Raw genomic sequence first — 16,444 nt, 5'->3', positions numbered from 1 at the left:
CAACCGCCTTTTCCTGATCTACCGCCGGTGCCGGCGGCTCAGGCGGCCTCCAGCAGCAGCGCGATGCCCTGCCCCACCCCGATGCACATGGTGGCCAACGCCCGTCGCCCGCCCCGGCGGCGCAGTTCCAACGCGGCGGTGAGCGCGAGCCGGGCACCACTGGCACCGAGCGGGTGGCCCAGCGCGATGGCGCCCCCGTTGGGGTTGACGTGCTCGGCGTCCTCCGGCAGGCCGAGTTCGCGCAGCACCGCGACGGACTGGGCGGCGAAGGCCTCGTTCAGCTCGATCACGTCGATGTCGGTAAGCGCCAACCCCTGCCGGTCCAGCAGCCGCCGGGTCGCCGGAACCGGCCCGACGCCCATGACCCGGGGCGGCACGCCGGCCGCCGCCGTGCCGGTGACCCGGGCCAGCGGAGTGAGACCGTACGCGGCGACGGCCGCCTCCGAGGCGACAAGCAGGGCCACCGCGCCGTCGTTGACGCCGGAGGAGTTCCCGGCGGTCACCGTGCCGCCGTCGCGGAACGGGGTGGGCAGCGCGGCCAGTTTCTCCAGCGAGGTCTGTCGGGGGTGCTCGTCGGCCTCGACCAGCCGGGTCTCCCGCCGGCCCGCCGGCACGGTCACCGGCACGATCTCCTCGGCCAGCCGCCCGTCGGCCTGAGCCTTGGCGGCCCGCAACTGGGAGCGGTACGCGAACTCGTCCTGCGCCGCCCGATCGACGCCGTACTCGGCGGCCACGTTCTCCGCCGTCTCGGGCATCGAGTCGATGCCCCAGCCACGCTCCATCAACGGGTTCACCAGCCGCCAACCGATAGTGGTGTCGTACACCTCGGCGGATCGGGAGAACGCGGTGGTCGCCTTCGGCATGACGAACGGCGCCCGGCTCATGCTCTCCACGCCGCCCGCGACGACCAGGTCCGCCTCGCCGGCGACGATCGACCGGGCGGCGGTGGCCAGCGCGTCCAGCCCGGAGCCGCAGAGCCGGTTGACCGTGCTGCCGGGCACCTGCTCGGGCAGCCCACCGAGCAGCGCCGCCATCCGGGCCACGTTGCGGTTGTCCTCGCCGGCCTGGTTGGCGCAACCGAGCACCACGTCGTCGGTACGCGCCCAGTCCACCGAGGGGTGCCTCGCGACCAGCTCGCGGATCACGTGGGCGGCCAGATCGTCGGGGCGTACGCCGGCCAGCGCACCGGCGTAACGGCCGATCGGGGTGCGGACACCGGCCACCAGGTATGCCACGGTCATCGCGAGTCCTTCGGGGGGATGGGAAGGGCGGAGGGGTGCGTCCACCGGGTCCACGGGGACTCACCGACGGCCAGGATATCCCCGGTGGGTGCCGATAGGTTGTGGGCATGGCACGGGCCCAGTTCAGCGCGGAAACCAGCGGCGGCGGTGCGTTCGTCCGCCAACCCAACCGCTTCACCGGGCGGGTGACCCCGCACTCGACCGCACCGCCGGGCGGCGGGCCGGACGAGCAGGGCCGCTGGCCGCTGGAGCCGGGCCGCTACCGACTGATCTGGTGCCGGGCCTGCCCCTGGGCGCACCGGGCGCTGATCGTGCGTAACCTGCTCGGGCTCACCGACGCCATCTCGCTGGGCACCGTCGACCCGATCCGGGACGATCGCGGCTGGCGATTCGCCCTCGACCAGGACGGCTTCGACCCGGTGCTGGGCATCGGCTTCCTCTCCGAGGCGTACCTGGCCACCGATCCGGACTACACCGGCCGGGTCACCGTGCCGGCGTTGGTGGACACCCGTACCGGCCGGGTGGTCACCAACGACTACCCGCAACTGACCCTGGACCTGTCCACCGAGTGGCGGCGGCTGCACGCCCCGGACGCGCCGGACCTCTACCCGGTCGAGCTGCGCCCGGAGCTGGACGCGCTGATGGCCGAGATCCACCGGGACGTCAACAACGGCGTCTACCGATGTGGTTTCGCCACTTCACAGCAGGCGTACGACGAGGCGTTCGAGGCCCTGTTCACCCGGCTGGACGCGCTGTCGGAGCGGTTGGCCGGCCGGCGTTACCTGATGGGTGACTCGATCACCGAGGCGGACGTGCGCCTGTTCACCACCCTGGTCCGCTTCGACGTGGCATACCACGGACACTTCAAGTGCAACCGGCAGAAAATCACCGAGATGCCGGTGTTGTGGGCGTACGCCCGGGACCTGTTCCAGACCCCCGGTTTCGGGGAGACCGTCGACTTCGACCACATCAAGCGGCACTACTACGCCACCCATGACGAGATCAACCCGACCGGGATCGTCCCACTCGGGCCGGACCTGCACGGCTGGACGACGCCGCACGGACGTGGCTGAGCCGCCGGCAGCGGTCCGACGGTCGGTGCGGCGGGGCGCCGCGCTGGTCGCCGCGCTCTGCGCCCTGGCTGGCGCGGCTGCGGTGACACTCGCCGTGGTCGCCGGCCCAGGACCGGGCCTGACCGGGTACGTGAGTGAAGCCGGTGTCGTCGACAGCGACTATGCCTGGACGTACCGAATCGGGGTGTTCGCCCTGGCCGGGGCGCTGCTGCTGCTCGCCGTCGCGCTCCGGGTCGGTGCGCCGCACTGCGGCGACACGGCACTTCGGGTCGCCGTGACGCTACTCGTGGCGGCGAGTCTGTGCACGATCCTGTCCGGAGCGGTGACGTGCAGCGCGGGCTGCCCACTGCCGCCGTTCGAACGGGCCACCGTGGCGGATCTGGTGCACGGTGCGGCCAGTGTCGCCGCGACAGCGGCGGTGGTCTTCGCGATGCTGGCGGTCGCCTTCTCGCCGGTGGCGCGACGCCGGCTGCGGCGCACGGGCGTCGTCGCGGCGGCGGTGTCGCTGCCACTCGCGGGAGCGGTCGGTTTGGCGATGCTGCTGGTCGGCCGGAGTCCGCTGGTCGGGGTGCTGGAGCGGCTGCTGCTGACGGTTGCCGTCGGCTGGGCCCTGGCCACCGCCGGAGCGTTGGCGGTACGTGACCCCACGGCGGTGGCGGTGCAGGACCACCGGACACCTACCGTGCGCGAACCCACAGTTCGCCGTCGGCGCTGAGGTCGCGCACCCGGGAGAGGATGGCGCAATGAGTTCGTTGTTCACGCCGCTGACGCTGCGGACGGTCACCCTGCCCAACCGGATCGCGCTGGCACCGATGTGCCAGTACAGCGCCGGTCCCGACGGCCTGCCCACCGACTGGCACCTGGTGCATCTCGGCACCCGGGCGATCGGTGGCGCGGGCCTGGTGATGACCGAGGCGACCGCCGTGCTGCCGGAGGGCCGGATCAGTCCGCAGGACACCGGGTTGTGGTCCGGCCGCCACGTCGACGCCTGGCGGCCGGTGACCAGGCTCGTGGCCGCGCACGGCGCGGTGCCCGTGGTGCAGCTCGCGCATGCCGGGTTCAAAGCGTCGACGTACCGGCCGTGGGAGCCGCGCCAGGGTGGGGTGCCGGACGCCGAGGGCGGCTGGACGCCGGTCGGGCCCACCGGTGAACCGTTCGTGCCGGAGTACCGGGTGCCGTCGGCCCTGGACGACACCGGGATCGCCGATGTCGTCGCGGCATTCGCCGAGTCCGCCACGCGGGCGGTGGCGGCCGGCTTCGCCGCCGTGGAGATCCACGCTGCACACGGCTACCTGCTGCACGAGTTCCTCTCCCCGCTGACCAACCATCGGGCCGACGGCTGGGGCGGTGACCGGGCCGGGCGGATGCGGCTGACGCTGGAGGTGGCTCGGTCGGTGCGCGCCGCGGTCGGTGAGGACGTGCCGGTACTGGCCCGGATCTCGGCCACCGACTGGGTGCCGGGCGGCTGGACGGTCGAGGACAGCGTGGCCCTCGCCGCCGAACTCGCCGCCGCCGGGGTGGACCTGATCGACTGCTCCTCCGGCGGCGCGTCGCCATCCGCCAAAGTTCCGGTCGGGCGCGGTTACCAGGTGCCGCTGGCCGCTCAGGTCCGCCGCGAGGCGCAGGTGCCGACCGGCGCGGTCGGCCTGATCGTCGAACCGGAGCAGGCCGAGGCGATCATCGCCGACGGCGAGGCCGACATGGTGCTGCTCGGCCGGGAACTGCTGCGCAATCCGTACTGGCCGCACCAGGCGGCCGCCAAGCTGGGCGCCGCGCCCAACTGGCCGGACCCGTACCTGCGGGCGGCCTGACCGGCGGGTCCGGCTGCCCGGTGACGGCCGAGGGCAGCCGGACCCCTACGGATCTCAGACACGCTTTTCAGCCGGCCAGGTGACCCCAGCGCCGGTCCAGGTCACGCCACGGGCCCTGGGCGGCCACCGTACCGGCGATGAGCACCACCACGTGGTCGGCCCGCACCAGCGCGGCCCGCTTCGAGGTGGAGCCGACCACGGTGACGCCGCGCTTCCGCAACGCCTGCCACAGCGCCAGTTCGGTGGTGACGTCCAGCGCGGAGGAGACGTCGTCGGCCACCAGCAGCTCGGTACGCGGAGCCAGGGCCCGGGCCAGCGCCAGCCGTTGCAGCTGACCACCGGACAACCGGGTGCCCTTGTGCCCGATGAGCAGGCCGAGCCCGCTGCCGGTACCGGCCAGGTCGTGTTCGAGCTGGGCGGTGCTGACCGCGTGGGCGGCGTCCACCTGATGCCCGAGGGTGATGTTGTCGGCGACCGTGCCGGAGAGCACCCGGGGCAATTGACCGACGTAGCCGACCTGATTGGGGCGCAGGAACAGCTCCGGTTCGGTCACCGGTTCGCCGTTCCAGGTCAGCAGCCCGGTGTGCGGGGCGATGCCGGCGAGGGCGCGCAGCAGCGACGACTTGCCCGAGCCGACCGGTCCGACCACGAGGACCAGTTGGCCGCGTTCCACGGTCAGGTCCACGTCGCGTACGGCGGTGGTGCCGTCGGTGTGTCGGACGCCGAAGCCGACCAGTTCCAGCCGCCGCAGCGGCGTACGCGCTGGCACCGTCGGGGCGGGGGCGGTGCCGGCGGTCAGGTCGACGCCGGGCACCCTCGCCGAGTACGCCTCGATCCCGGTCATCTCCGCCGTCCGCCGGGTCCACACCCGCGCCGACGGCACCTGGGAGATCAACGAGGCGGTGGTCCAGGCGAACCAGCGGGCCGCGCCCAGCGTGGCTACCGCGACCAGCGCCGCCCCGGCGGAAAGCCCGCCGGCCAGGAACAACGCCCACACGCCGATCGGGAACAGCCCGCTGGCCACCGCCGGCGTGGAGCGCGCCCAGACCTGCACGGCGATCTCCCGGCGCTGCCGTTCGCTGCGTACGGTGTCGAGGTTGGCGAGGTGGGTCAGCACCGGTCGGGTGGCCCCGGCCAGCTTCACCGTGCGGGCCGCCGACAGTGTGGAGACCAGGGCGGTGGCGAAGGCTGCCCGGGCGGCGACGGTGTCCCGTGCCGCCCGCTCCAGCCTCGGTCCGAACGCCGTGGCGGCCAGCCCGGAGAGCACCATCGTGCCGAGGAAGAACAGTCCCGGCACCACGCTGTCGGTGATCAGGGTCATGGCGACCAGCAGGATCAGACCGACGGTCTGGTCGAGTACGTTGTCGGCGAGTTGGACCACCCGTTCGGTGTCGCCGCCCTGCGCCACCACCTCGGCGGGGGTGTGCCGGCTGACCCGGCGCGGGCCGGTCTGGCCGTACACCAGGCGGGCGCTGATCCGTAGCATCTGCCGTACCCACCAGGCGGGAAACCACAGGTGGGTCCAGTAGTGCGCCGGGATGGCGAGGATCAACCCGGCCGCGATACCCAGGGCGGGTAGCCAGGGGTCGCCGGTGCCGTCGACCACGTCGGCCCAGAGCCAGGCGAGCACCGGCCCGTCCAGGCCGAGGATCGCCAGCACGGCGAAGATGCCCACCGCCGCCGCGCCGTACCGGGGGTCGTTGAGGCAGAGCCGAGCGATCTCCCGCAGGGTTCGTCCCCGGGACGCCGGCTGCCGGTCGTTCTCCGTCGCCGCGCCTGCGGTACCGGTGCCGGCTTCACGCCCGCCGACCTGTCGGCCCTCCGCCGGATCGACCGGTTCCGGCCCGACGGCCGGCGCGGGATCGCCCACCGGCAGAGCTGCCTCGACGGCGTGCCGAGCGGGCAGCTCAGCATCGGCCGGTGGTTGCGAGCCCGTGCCGTCGCCGGTCTCGTCGGGCAGCAGCACGTCCGCGCCGCGCGCGGCTGCCGGGCGGGTCGGCACGGGCGTGCTGATCGCGGTCGTCGGGCTCAACGTGCCGGCCGGCGTGGCCGCCGCCGGGTTGGCACCGACAAGCGCCGGCTCCGCCCAGATGCGGTCCGTCGCCGGCTCCGGCAGCAGCTCAGTTTCCGCGTCGGCACCGTGCCCGCCCTGATGACCGGCCGCCAACAGCTCGGCGAAGCGCCGCGACTCGGCCAGCGGGGCGGCCTCGACGACCGCGCCGTCGGCCAGCACCACCACCTCGTCGCAGCGGCTCACCGACGACAGCCGGTGGGCGATGACGATGCCGATCCGGTCGCGCAGCAGGCGCTCGGTGGCCTGCTGCACCCGGGTCTCGGTGACCGGGTCGAGTCGGGCGGTGGCCTCGTCGAGGATCACCACGTGCGGATCACGGACCAGGATCCGGGCGAAGGCGACCAGCTGCTCCTGACCGGCCGAGAGCACGTGGCCGCCCTCGCCGAGGCGGGTGTCCAGGCCGGCCGGCAGCTCGGCGATCCAGTTGGCCAGCCCCAGCTCGTCCAGGGCCCGGGCGGCGGCGTCGAGCAGCTCGGGGTCGAACAGCGCCACGTTCTCGGCGAGTGTGCCGGCGAGGATCTCGGTACGCTGCGGCACCACGGCGACCCACTGGCGTAGCTGCTCCACGTCGAGGTCGAGCACGTCGCGCCCGCCGAGCAGGACCGTCCCCGGTGGCACGTCCACCGCCCGGGTGAGCAGCTTGGCCAGCGTCGACTTACCCGACCCGGTCCGGCCGACCAGGGCGTACGAGCGGCCCCGCAGGAAGGTCAGGTCGATGTCGCGCAGTGCGGGGCCGCGATCGGCGTCCGGCCCGGTGCTCGGATAACGGTAGGTCAGGTCGCGGATGACCAGGTCACCGTCGCTGGGGGCGGCACCGCCGCTGGGCTCCTGCGGAGCCGCCGAGAGCAGTTGGACCCGTCCCCACGCGCCGAGGGCGTACTGCACCTCCGGCACCATCCGGCTGACGTGTTCGACGGTCATGCCGAAGGAGAGCGCGAGCAGCCAGATCGCGGTCATCCGGGCGGCGTCGACCCGGCCGGTGGTCAGCGCCCACACCCCGCCGAGCACGACCACCGCCACCCCGGCCCGGGTCACCCCGGCGGCGACGGTGTTGACCTGCGCCGACATCTGCCACACCCGGAGACCACGGCGCAGCACCTCGGCTGCCCGGCGGGCGTAGAGGCGGAGCACGTACGGCCGGGCCAGACTCGTGCGTACGTCGTCCTGGCCGTGGATCGCCTCCTCCATCACCGCCGCGAGGTCCGACCAGGCCGCCTCCTCGTGCATCCGGGCCGGGGCGATCCGGGCGGCGGGACGGCGCAGCGTGAAGGCGAGCAGGACGCAGAGCAGCAGCATGCCGACCCCGGCCGGCCACCAGACGGTGAACGCGGCGAGCGTGGACAGCAGGCCGACGGCCAACGCCTGGGCCAGCCGTACGCCGGGACCGCGCACCCCGGAGGCGACGTCGTACACGTCGCCGTCGATCCGGTCGAGCATCTCCCCCACCGGGGTCGTCTCCAGGGTTGGCACGGGCTGCCCCAGCGCCACCCGGCACAGTCGGCGACGCAGGTCGGCGGACCAGTCGGCGGTCACGCCGGCCATCACCAGACTGACCACCAGGTCGCTGACGACCGACGCGACAAGCGCCACCGACAGCAGCACGAAGAACCCGACGGAGCGGTGCAACAGCACCGGCCCGGCGAGCGCGGCGGTGGCCGCCTGGCCGATGCCGCCGAGCAGGATCAGGACGACCACCAGGGTCATCCGACGCGAGGACGTGACCCACAGATCACGAAGCAGGCGCATGCGTCGGTTCCTCCGGTCTGGTGGCGGAGTTTCCAGCCTGCTTCGCCCGGCCGCCTGGCTCAACGTATTTTCGCCTGCGGCAGCGTGGGTGACGAAAATCTCCAGCCGACGGCGGCCGACTCAGAACAACACGGTCGCCAGCGCACCGACGGGTCGGAAGCCGCAACGCTCGTAGACCCGCCGGGCGGGCAGGTTGAAGTCGTTGACGTACAAACTGACGGTCGGGGCGACCCGGGTCAGCGCGTCACGGACCACCGCCGCCATCGCGGCGGTGGCGATGCCCCGCCCCCGCCACTCGGGTGCCACCCACACTCCCTGGACCTGCGCGGTGCGCCGGGTCACGACCGCCAGTTCGGCCTTGAACACCACCCGGCCGTCGACGAAGCGGGCGTACGCCCGACCCGAGCGGATCATGTCGGTGACCCGGCGTCGGTACCCGCGCCCGCCGTCGTCGGCCAGCGGTGAGATGCCGACCTCCTCGGTGTACATCGCCACGGCGGCCGGGAAGAGCCGGTCGAGTTCACCGCTGCGCACCCGGCGTACCTGCGGGTCGACGGGGACCGGGGGCAGCGCGTCGGTGACCAGCAACGGTTGGTTCGGGCGTACGTCGCGGGCCGGTCCCCAGGTGTCGGAGAGTCGCTCCCACAGTTGCAGCACGGCGTCGGCTCGCCCGACGATCGAGGAGCAGAGTCGTTCCTCGCCGGCCAGCAGGTCGGCGAAGGCGGCGATGGCCTGGGGGCCGGCCAGCACCGGGGTGAGGTTGCCGCCGAGCCAACAGACGGATTCGAGGTGGCGGCGGGAGCCGTACCCCAGGACCCGGCCTTCGGCCCGCCACCAGGCCAGCCCGCGCGCGGCGACCCGCTCCGCGACCTGCGCGCTGGCGAACGGGTCGAGATCGAGCAACCGCTCGACCGCACGCCGTTCCGATTCCCCGATTTGCCGCACCGGCGCCGTCAGCACGGTTACCAGCCTGCCAGATTCGTTCACCTTCTGTTGGCGGACGGTAACCACCGCCCAACCCCCTGCCCTCGTTGATCAAGAAGTTTTCGCCGGCTGCACCCGCTGATTCCGACCCAGACTTCTTGGTCAACAAGGCGACGTGGCGTGGGCGCGGGGCGGGGTGGGTTGGTTGGTGAGTTGTCGGCGTTGTGTTGGCGATATATCGTTGATGCATCAGTGATAGTTCCGGTAAGGAGAACAGGATGAAGTTTCATCGACGTGGGCGTGGGCTGCACGAGGGGCGGATGCGGGGGTTCGGTTTCCCGCCCTTCCCGCCGGGGCCGCCGTTTCCGCCCGGCGGGCACGGGTTCGGGCACGGCCGAGGCGGTCGTGGACGGGGCCGGGGACGCCGGCCGAACGTCCGCAACGCGGTGCTGGCCCTGCTCACCGAGCGGCCGATGCACGGCTACGAGATGATCCAGGAGATCGACTCCCGCACCGGCGGGAGCTGGCGGCCCAGCCCCGGTTCGATCTACCCGACCCTCCAGTTGCTGGAGGACGAGGGCGTCGTCGTCGCCACCGAGGAGTCCGGCGGTGGCCGCAAGCGGTTCACCCTGACCGAGCAGGGCCGGGCCGAGGCCGACGAGGCGGCCCAGACACCGCCCTGGGCGGAGGTCGCCGAGGACACCATCAACAGCTGGCACGACATTCGTAACGCCGGCATGCAGGCGATGCAGGCGCTCCGCCAGGTGATGATGACGGGCACCGACGATCAGCGGGAACGCGCCGCCCAGGTGCTCGACGAGACGCGTCGCAAGTTGTACGCGATCCTCGCCGAATCCGAGTGACCCCGGTACGCGCCGAGGGCGGCCACCCGGTGGGGTGGCCGCCCTCGTGCTGGTCGCGTCGTCAGTGCACGGTGACGGTGGCGCCGGGAACCAGGTCGCGCAGTTCCTCGGGCAGCTCGGCGCCCATCTCGTCGGCCAGCCGCAGCGCCTCCTCGATGAGGGTCTCCACGATCTGCCCCTCGGGCACGGTCTTGATGACCTGACCCTTGACGAAGATCTGGCCCTTGCCGTTGCCGGAGGCCACCCCCAGGTCGGCCTCGCGGGCCTCACCGGGACCGTTTACCACGCAGCCCATCACGGCGACCCGCAGCGGCACCGGCAGCCCTTCCAGGCCGGCGGTGACCTCCTCGGCCAGCTTGTAGACGTCCACCTGGGCCCGCCCACAGGACGGGCAGGAGACGATCTCCAGGCCGCGCTCACGCAGCCCGAGTGACTCCAGGATCTGGTTGCCGACCTTGATCTCCTCGACCGGCGGCGCGGACAGCGACACCCGGATGGTGTCGCCGATCCCCTCGGCCAGCAGCGCCCCGAAGGCGACAGCCGACTTGATGGTGCCCTGGAACGCCGGCCCGGCCTCGGTCACGCCCAGGTGCAGCGGGTAGTCGCACTGCTCGGCGAGCTGCCGGTACGCCCGGATCATCACCACCGGGTCGTTGTGCTTCACCGAGATCTTGATGTCCCGGAAGCCGTGCTCCTCGAACAGCGAGCACTCCCACAGCGCCGACTCGACAAGCGCCTCCGCCGTGGCCCTGCCGTACTTGGCCAGCAGCCGCTTGTCCAGCGAGCCGGCGTTGACCCCGATCCGGATCGGCGTACCGGCGGCGGAGGCCGCTGCCGCGATCTCCTTGACCTTGTCGTCGAACTGCCGGATGTTGCCCGGGTTGACCCGGACCGCCGCGCACCCGGCGTCGATCGCGGCGAAGACGTACTTCGGCTGGAAATGGATGTCCGCGATCACCGGAATCTGCGACTTGCGCGCGATGGCCGGCAGCGCCTCCACGTCGTCCTGGCTGGGCACCGCGACCCGGACGATCTGACACCCGGACGCCGTCAGCTCCGCGATCTGCTGCAACGTGGCGTTGACGTCAGCGGTCAACGTGGTGGTCATCGACTGGACCGACACCGGCGCCCCGCCACCGACCGGCACGGACCCGACCATGATCTGGCGGCTGGCCCGGCGGGGCGCGAGCGGCGGCGGCGGTACGGGCGGCATACCGAGACTGACAGCGGTCACTTCAGGCACTCACTTTGGGAAGAGGGTGATCGGGTTGACCACGTCCGCGGTGATGGTGAGCAGGGTGAACACCCCACCGATCAGGATCACCACGTACGTGAAGGGCATCAGCTTGAAGTAGTCCACCCGGCCCGGGTCGGGCCGGCGCAGCCGCGCGTACAGCCAGGAACGGGCTCGTTCGAACCAGGCGATGGCGATGTGGCCGCCGTCCAGCGGCAGCAGCGGCAGCAGGTTGAACACCCCGATGAAGAAGTTCAGCGAGATGAACAGCATGACGAAGATTTCCCAGGCGTTGTTGGCGACCGCCTCGCCACCGAGGACGCTGGCGCCGACCACGCTGATCGGGGTGTCGATGTCCCGCTCGCCGCCGGTGATGGCGGTCCACAGCGCGGGGATCTTCTCCGGCAGCCGCTGCAACGCCTGCGCGGTGGCCACCGCCATGTCGCCGATGAAGGTGCTTGTCGCGCCGACCGCCTCCACCGGGCCGTAGCTGACCAGGCCGGGGGTGCTGATGATCAGCCCGATGCCGAGCGCGGGCACGTCGGTGACCGGCCCGTCGGGGTTGTCGATCGGGGGACGCTTGGTGGTGCCCAGCACGGTCTCGACGTTGCCGGCCTGGCCGTCACGCTCGTAGCCGATGGCGGCGGTGGCACCCGGGCTGGCGGTCCGCAGGGCGGTGAGCAGGTCACCGTAGTTGTTGATCGGGGTGCCGTTGAACGAGGTGATTCGGTCGCCGTCCCGCAGCCCGGCCGCGGCGGCCGGGCTGGCCGCGTCGCTCGCGGTGCACTCGCGGTAGGTGGTGTCCGGCAGGACGCAGTCCTGGAGGGCGATCACCGCGGGCTCGGCGCGGATCTGCTCCTCGGTGGTCGGACGGTCGGGGTTGGGCAGGCCGAAGGTCATCGCGGCCAGCCAGGCGGCGAAGATCGCCAACCCGAAGTGGGTGACCGACCCGGCGGACATCACGATGGTGCGCTTCCACACCGGGTAGCGCCACATGGCGCGCTTCTCGTCACCGGGCTCGACGTCGTCGTCCTGCGGCGTCATGCCGACGATCTTGCAGAAGCCGCCGAGCGGGATGCCCTTGATCCCGTACTCGGTCTCGCCGCGCTTGAACGACCAGAGGGTGGGGCCGAAGCCGACGAAGTAGCGGGTGACCTTCATGCCGAAGGCCTTGGCGGTGAGCATGTGCCCGGCCTCGTGCAGGCTCACCGAGATGAGAATGCCGAGGGCGAACAGCACCACCCCGAACGCGAACGACATCAAGCTCCTTCCACCGCAGCAGCGATGATCTCCTGCGCGTGTGCGCGCGCCCACGACTCGGCTTCGAGTACGTCCTCGACGGTACCCGGTTCACCGAAATCGGGAGCCTCCTCCAACACGCGCTGCAACGTGTCGACGATGCCGAGGAACGGCAGCCGCCCGGCGACGAACGCCGCCACGCACTCCTCGTTCGCCGCGTTGTAGATCGCCGGTCGGCAACGGCCCGCCTCCCCGGCCGCCTTGGCCAGCGCCACCGCCGGGAACGCCTCGTCGTCAAGCGGCGCAAACTCCCAGGTGTGCGCCGTGGCCCAGTCGACGGCGGCGGCAGCCTCGGGCACCCGATCCGGCCAGCCGAGGCCCAGGGCGATCGGCAGCCGCATGTCCGGCGGGCTGGCCTGCGCCAACGTCGATCCGTCGACGAACTCGACCATCGAGTGGATCACCGACTGGGGATGCACCATCACGGTGATGTCGGCGTACGGCACGTCGAACAGCTCGTGCGCCTCGATCACCTCAAGCGCCTTGTTGACCATGGTCGCCGAGTTGATCGTGACGACCGGTCCCATGTTCCAGGTCGGGTGGGCGAGCGCCTGCTCCGGCGTGACCGCCGTCAACTCGTCGCGCCGCCTACCCCGGAACGGCCCACCACTGGCGGTCACCACCAGCCGGCGTACCTCACCCCGGGTGCCGCCGCGCAGGCACTGGGCCAACGCCGAGTGCTCCGAATCCACCGGGACGATCTGCTCCGGCCGCGTCACCGCGCCCTTGACCAGCGAGCCGCCGGCCACCAGCGACTCCTTGTTGGCAAGCGCGAGCGTACGCCCGGCGCGCAGCGCCGCCAGCGTCGGCGCCAGCCCGAGCGACCCCACCACCCCGTTGAGTACGACGTCACACGGCCACTGCGCCAGCTCGGTCATCGCCTCCGGCCCGGCCACGATCTTGGGCAGCTTGAACTCCCCGCTCGCCCAGCCCCGCCGGCTCGCCTCGGCGTAGAACGCCAGCTGGAGGTCCTGCGCGGCGGACGCCTTCGCCACCCCAACCACGTCGACGCCGAGTTCGAGGGCCTGGGCGGCGAGCAGCCCGATGTTGCCGCCACCAGCGCCCAACCCCACCACCCGGAACCGCTCCGGGTTGCGCCGCACGATGTCGATGGCCTGGGTACCTATCGACCCGGTACAACCCAGCAGCACAAGATCACGGGGGGACGTCACGCCGCCCATTCTTCCCCACGCCCGCTGCGGCCCACCTGACAGCCTCAGCCCTCCCCGCCCGACGCACGCCATCACACAGCCTGCCCGAGCAGATACACGCGCGGCTGACACCCACACCCGGGTTTACCATTCGCTATACTCGCCGCGTGGCTAGCCGCGAGTGGGATGTCTACCTCGTTGATGAGGTCCGCGACTGGATCGAGACCCTCGACCCCGCCACCCGAAAACGTGTCGTGCAGGCCATCGACCTACTTGCCGAGGTCGGGCCAGGGCTGGGCCGACCACTTGTTGACACGATCCACGGCTCGACGATCGCTAACCTCAAAGAGCTGCGGCCAGGGACCGTACGCATCCTGTTTGCCTTCGATCCATGGCGCTCAAGCATTCTCCTGGTCGCGGGAGACAAGACCGGACGATGGAACGAGTGGTACACCGAAGCCATCCCGCTGGCCGAGCACCGATACGAGATATACCTGAAGGAACGCGTCGAGGGGGACCGGCTCTGATGGGCAACTACACGCGATGGAAGGACATCCGCGCCGAGCAGATCGAGCGGGCCGGCGGCGAAGAGGCCGTTGAGGTGGGCAAGCAGGAGCTACTCGCCACCGTCATCGGGCACCGCTTGGCTGAGATCCGCCGCGCCCGCGGTCTCACCCAGCAGCAGGTCGCTGAGCGTATGGGCGTCACCAAGGGTCGCGTCTCCCAGATCGAGCAAGGCAAGATCTCCGGCCAGGACGTCATGGCCCGCTACGCGGCCGCTCTCGGAGGGCGCCTGCACCAAGCGATCTACTTTGACGACGGCAACATCTCCGCGATCGCCTAGCAGGTCGACGCCTTTCAGCCCGGTCCGCGTCGTCGCCGGTCGAATTCCACCGCACCGGTTTACTGATCGAGCTTCGACCGACCCATGACATGACTGCGAAGACACGGCCCGGTGCCGACCGGGTTCGGTCGGCACCGGGCGGGTCATGCCAGGTTCAGGTGCGGAGGGTGAAGCGGCCCGTGCGGGTGGCGGCGACGAACCGGGTCCAGCTTGTCGCCTCGAAGCTCAGCTCCGCGCCCTGCCGGTCCTTGCTGTCGCGTACGCCGACCGCGTCAGCGAAACCCGCCACCTCGACGCACTCACCACTGCCGGACCGGGACGACGTGCGCCACACCCCGTCACGCTTCATGGCTCATCTCCTTCGCGATCGCCGTGATCAGCTCACGGGAGTCGTCGCCATCGAGCGCTCGCTCGCCGAGCGAGCGCCAGACATCCTCGTAGGTCTGAATCTCGTGCGGCTTGTCAAGGTAGACCGCGCCGCACGGACCGTCCATGTAGATCGTGGTCGGCTCCGGTTCCCGCACGTCGGTGGGGAAATCGAGCATGGTGAAGGTTCCCGTGTCGGCCGAGCGGAACAGCCCGGCGGCCAACGGAAGCACCCGGATCTTGATGTTGTGCTGTCGACCCGCCACCACTAGCGCGTCGAGTTGCCGGGCCATCGCCGCCCGGTCACGCAGTGGCCGACGTAGCACCGCCTCGCTGAGAATCACGTCGTAGTAGGGCGCGCGGGGCACCGCCCGAGCCAGCAGACGTTGTCTGCGCAGTCGAACATCTACTTTGACCTGCTGTTCCGCCTGGGACAGATCCGGATGGTTCGTCGCGATGACCTCAGTCATGTACTCGACCGTCTGCAACAGACCGGGTACCAGGTCGGCCTCGTACTTTCGAATCTTTGTCGCGGCGGCCTCCAGGCCGACGTACAGCTTGAACCAGTCCTCGATCGCCTCGCCGTAGCTGTGCCACCAGCCGTGCGCCTTGGTTTCGCGGGCCAACGACCGCATGGTCTGGATGGTCTCGGGGGTCGCGCCGTACACCCGGCACATGGCCTCCACGTCGTTCGGGTGCATGGGGACCTGGCCGGTTTCGTACCGCCAGATTCGCGGCGTCGACCATTCCAGTTCCTTCGCGGCCGCGACCACAGTTACGTGCGCGTTTTCGCGAAGTTCTCTCAAATACCTACCGAGTTGCCTACGCGGGACGGTGCTTCCCGGGTCGTCCACGTCATCTCCTCTGCTGTTGTCGCGTAAGGCACCTCATCCCTTGATTCGCATTCTTCCGCAGAACATTGCGCCAGGCCAGTAGTGAAATCACCATCGTGGATGACCAGCCAATCCCCCTGGCAGGTCACGGCCGGAGCGGACGCCTCCCACGAACCTCATCCCGGCGTCCGCTCCGGCCCCGAGACCATTCCACAGAGGAGGATCATGGATTCGATCGACGAAGCCCTCGGCGAGATTCCGCTGCCTCCCTACATCAGCGCCGAAGATGTCACATTCGCGCTCCGGGCGATAAGCGTGCACGCCGCACAGCAATGGCCCGACGGCCCGCGCTGCCGCAACGACCGAGCACCCCACCCCTGCCGCCTGCACCGCTGGGGCCGCCGCATCCTCACCATGCGCGGCCTCACCGATCAGCAGATCACCACGATGCTTGCCGAGCAGGAAGCCGCCCGCCCATGATCTACCTGTCCGGGGAGCGCCCACTCCCCCAGCACGCCCGCGCCGCCACCTTCGACACCCGCTGGCGCGGCCTCGACCCGGACCAGGTGTACGCCTACCTCAACCGGCTCGCCGACGAACTGGAACGCCTGCACCGCGAGCTGACCACCGCCAACACCGAAGCCGAGCGCATCCGCCAGGCGCTGCGCCAATGGCAGTCTCGCCAGGCCGCCCACCGCCACTACGATCGCGAGCCGCGATGAGCCCGCCCCGCTGGGTCATCCACCTACCCACCACCCTGACCAGCCTCGACGAGGCGACCGCACTCGCCGTGGCCCTCCGCGACTCCCTCGGCCACTTGACGGTCATCGACTTCGGCGAAACCACCCTCAGCGAAGAAGACCACCAAAGCCTGCGTACCCGAGTCTGGTGCGACACCCCACTCGACGGCCCCGGACGCTGCCCCCACCCCAACGCCCACCCTGGCCCCTGCGCTCTCGACCGATCTTGACGCCCACGGCCGGAT

The 16,444-nt window shown here is 71.1% G+C and carries 17 protein-coding genes; 9 read left to right on the top strand and 8 right to left on the bottom strand.

Annotated features, from left to right (window positions below):
* Positions 1 to 38 precede the first annotated feature (38 nt).
* Entirely contained in the window at positions 39 to 1,241 is a 1,203-nt protein-coding gene (gene pcaF, locus AB0J93_RS01740; RefSeq protein ID WP_363917081.1) for a 3-oxoadipyl-CoA thiolase, read from the bottom strand.
* 107 nt (positions 1,242 to 1,348) lie between these two features.
* Here pcaF and AB0J93_RS01735 point away from each other — a divergent pair, with 107 nt between their 5' ends.
* From AB0J93_RS01735 to AB0J93_RS01725, 3 genes are read left to right on the top strand one after another with little or no spacing between them, the layout of a single operon-like run.
* A complete protein-coding gene (locus AB0J93_RS01735; RefSeq protein ID WP_363917079.1) occupies positions 1,349 to 2,314 on the top strand; it encodes a glutathione S-transferase C-terminal domain-containing protein in 966 nt (321 codons plus the stop codon).
* Entirely contained in the window at positions 2,307 to 3,029 is a 723-nt protein-coding gene (locus tag AB0J93_RS01730) for a DUF998 domain-containing protein (RefSeq protein ID WP_363917077.1), read from the top strand. The genes AB0J93_RS01735 and AB0J93_RS01730 overlap by 8 nt, the downstream gene beginning before the upstream one ends.
* 28 nt (positions 3,030 to 3,057) lie before the next feature.
* Positions 3,058 to 4,125 carry an NADH:flavin oxidoreductase/NADH oxidase gene (locus AB0J93_RS01725; RefSeq protein ID WP_363917075.1) on the top strand — a complete coding sequence of 356 codons (1,068 nt, stop codon included), beginning with the start codon at positions 3,058 to 3,060 and terminating at the stop codon, positions 4,123 to 4,125.
* 67 nt (positions 4,126 to 4,192) lie between these two features.
* Here the strand turns inward: AB0J93_RS01725 and AB0J93_RS01720 are convergent, their stop codons facing one another.
* Both AB0J93_RS01720 and AB0J93_RS01715 read right to left on the bottom strand, forming a co-directional pair.
* Positions 4,193 to 7,945: an ATP-binding cassette domain-containing protein gene (locus AB0J93_RS01720; protein WP_363917073.1), complete on the bottom strand. Its 3,753-nt coding sequence runs from the start codon at positions 7,943 to 7,945 to the stop codon at positions 4,193 to 4,195.
* A 120-nt stretch (positions 7,946 to 8,065) separates the two neighbouring features.
* Positions 8,066 to 8,905 carry a GNAT family N-acetyltransferase gene (locus tag AB0J93_RS01715; RefSeq protein ID WP_363917071.1) on the bottom strand — a complete coding sequence of 280 codons (840 nt, stop codon included), beginning with the start codon at positions 8,903 to 8,905 and terminating at the stop codon, positions 8,066 to 8,068.
* 242 nt (positions 8,906 to 9,147) lie between these two features.
* Between AB0J93_RS01715 and AB0J93_RS01710 the strand changes: the two genes are divergently transcribed.
* Positions 9,148 to 9,732, top strand: a complete 585-nt coding sequence (locus tag AB0J93_RS01710) for a PadR family transcriptional regulator (protein ID WP_363917069.1) — start codon at positions 9,148 to 9,150, stop codon at positions 9,730 to 9,732.
* A 61-nt stretch (positions 9,733 to 9,793) separates the two neighbouring features.
* Here AB0J93_RS01710 and ispG read toward each other — a convergent pair whose 3' ends face one another.
* Genes ispG through dxr form a run of 3 tightly spaced genes read right to left on the bottom strand, consistent with a single transcriptional unit; the run spans position 9,794 to position 13,437 of the window.
* On the bottom strand, positions 9,794 to 10,966 hold the full coding sequence (gene ispG / locus AB0J93_RS01705; protein WP_363917067.1) for a flavodoxin-dependent (E)-4-hydroxy-3-methylbut-2-enyl-diphosphate synthase: 1,173 nt from the start codon (positions 10,964 to 10,966) through the stop codon (positions 9,794 to 9,796).
* A 9-nt stretch (positions 10,967 to 10,975) separates the two neighbouring features.
* Positions 10,976 to 12,226, bottom strand: coding sequence for a site-2 protease family protein (locus AB0J93_RS01700; RefSeq protein ID WP_363917065.1), 1,251 nt, complete (start codon positions 12,224 to 12,226; stop codon positions 10,976 to 10,978).
* Positions 12,226 to 13,437, bottom strand: a complete 1,212-nt coding sequence (dxr, locus tag AB0J93_RS01695) for a 1-deoxy-D-xylulose-5-phosphate reductoisomerase (protein ID WP_363917063.1) — start codon at positions 13,435 to 13,437, stop codon at positions 12,226 to 12,228. The genes AB0J93_RS01700 and dxr overlap by 1 nt, the downstream gene beginning before the upstream one ends.
* Positions 13,438 to 13,583: 146 nt before the next feature.
* On the opposite strand from dxr, the gene AB0J93_RS01690 reads away from it, so the two are divergent.
* Both AB0J93_RS01690 and AB0J93_RS01685 read left to right on the top strand, forming a co-directional pair.
* A complete protein-coding gene (locus AB0J93_RS01690) occupies positions 13,584 to 13,943 on the top strand; it encodes a type II toxin-antitoxin system RelE/ParE family toxin (RefSeq protein ID WP_363917061.1) in 360 nt (119 codons plus the stop codon).
* Positions 13,943 to 14,260, top strand: a complete 318-nt coding sequence (locus AB0J93_RS01685) for a helix-turn-helix transcriptional regulator (protein ID WP_363917059.1) — start codon at positions 13,943 to 13,945, stop codon at positions 14,258 to 14,260. Before AB0J93_RS01690 ends, AB0J93_RS01685 begins: the two co-directional genes overlap by 1 nt.
* Before the next feature lie 154 nt (positions 14,261 to 14,414).
* Here AB0J93_RS01685 and AB0J93_RS01680 read toward each other — a convergent pair whose 3' ends face one another.
* Complete coding sequence (locus tag AB0J93_RS01680; RefSeq protein WP_363917676.1) at positions 14,415 to 14,594, bottom strand: DUF397 domain-containing protein; 180 nt, start codon at positions 14,592 to 14,594, stop codon at positions 14,415 to 14,417.
* Between the two features lie 4 nt (positions 14,595 to 14,598).
* Positions 14,599 to 15,480 (bottom strand): helix-turn-helix transcriptional regulator, encoded by an 882-nt coding sequence (locus tag AB0J93_RS01675; protein WP_363917057.1) that lies wholly within the window; start codon positions 15,478 to 15,480, stop codon positions 14,599 to 14,601.
* Positions 15,481 to 15,684: 204 nt separating this feature from the next.
* On the opposite strand from AB0J93_RS01675, the gene AB0J93_RS01670 reads away from it, so the two are divergent.
* From AB0J93_RS01670 to AB0J93_RS01660, 3 genes are read left to right on the top strand one after another with little or no spacing between them, the layout of a single operon-like run.
* Entirely contained in the window at positions 15,685 to 15,939 is a 255-nt protein-coding gene (locus tag AB0J93_RS01670) for a hypothetical protein (protein WP_363917055.1), read from the top strand.
* A complete protein-coding gene (locus AB0J93_RS01665) occupies positions 15,936 to 16,181 on the top strand; it encodes a DivIVA domain-containing protein (protein WP_363917053.1) in 246 nt (81 codons plus the stop codon). Before AB0J93_RS01670 ends, AB0J93_RS01665 begins: the two co-directional genes overlap by 4 nt.
* The gene (locus AB0J93_RS01660; RefSeq protein WP_099847132.1) at positions 16,178 to 16,429 is read left to right on the top strand and encodes a hypothetical protein; all 252 of its coding nucleotides are present in this window, start codon (positions 16,178 to 16,180) and stop codon (positions 16,427 to 16,429) included. Before AB0J93_RS01665 ends, AB0J93_RS01660 begins: the two co-directional genes overlap by 4 nt.
* Positions 16,430 to 16,444: the final 15 nt, after the last annotated feature.

Origin of the sequence: Micromonospora sp. NPDC049374, from assembly GCF_040677165.1 — a bacterium.
Taxonomy (GTDB): domain Bacteria; phylum Actinomycetota; class Actinomycetes; order Mycobacteriales; family Micromonosporaceae; genus Micromonospora.
The sequence above is the reverse complement of the archived record's forward strand: the minus strand, read 5'-3'. Positions and strand labels throughout refer to the sequence as shown.

Bases quoted from the DNA above. Each gene is read 5' to 3' on its own strand.
- pcaF (WP_363917081.1), bottom strand. From the start codon at position 1,241: ATGACCGTGGCATACCTGGTGGCCGGTGTCCGCACCCCGATCGGCCGT.
- AB0J93_RS01735 (WP_363917079.1), top strand. From the start codon at position 1,349: ATGGCACGGGCCCAGTTCAGCGCGGAAACCAGCGGCGGCGGTGCGTTC.
- AB0J93_RS01725 (WP_363917075.1), top strand. From the start codon at position 3,058: ATGAGTTCGTTGTTCACGCCGCTGACGCTGCGGACGGTCACCCTGCCC.
- AB0J93_RS01720 (WP_363917073.1), bottom strand. From the start codon at position 7,945: ATGCGCCTGCTTCGTGATCTGTGGGTCACGTCCTCGCGTCGGATGACC.
- AB0J93_RS01710 (WP_363917069.1), top strand. From the start codon at position 9,148: ATGAAGTTTCATCGACGTGGGCGTGGGCTGCACGAGGGGCGGATGCGG.
- AB0J93_RS01700 (WP_363917065.1), bottom strand. From the start codon at position 12,226: ATGTCGTTCGCGTTCGGGGTGGTGCTGTTCGCCCTCGGCATTCTCATC.
- AB0J93_RS01685 (WP_363917059.1), top strand. From the start codon at position 13,943: ATGGGCAACTACACGCGATGGAAGGACATCCGCGCCGAGCAGATCGAG.
- AB0J93_RS01670 (WP_363917055.1), top strand. From the start codon at position 15,685: ATGGATTCGATCGACGAAGCCCTCGGCGAGATTCCGCTGCCTCCCTAC.
- AB0J93_RS01665 (WP_363917053.1), top strand. From the start codon at position 15,936: ATGATCTACCTGTCCGGGGAGCGCCCACTCCCCCAGCACGCCCGCGCC.
- AB0J93_RS01660 (WP_099847132.1), top strand. From the start codon at position 16,178: ATGAGCCCGCCCCGCTGGGTCATCCACCTACCCACCACCCTGACCAGC.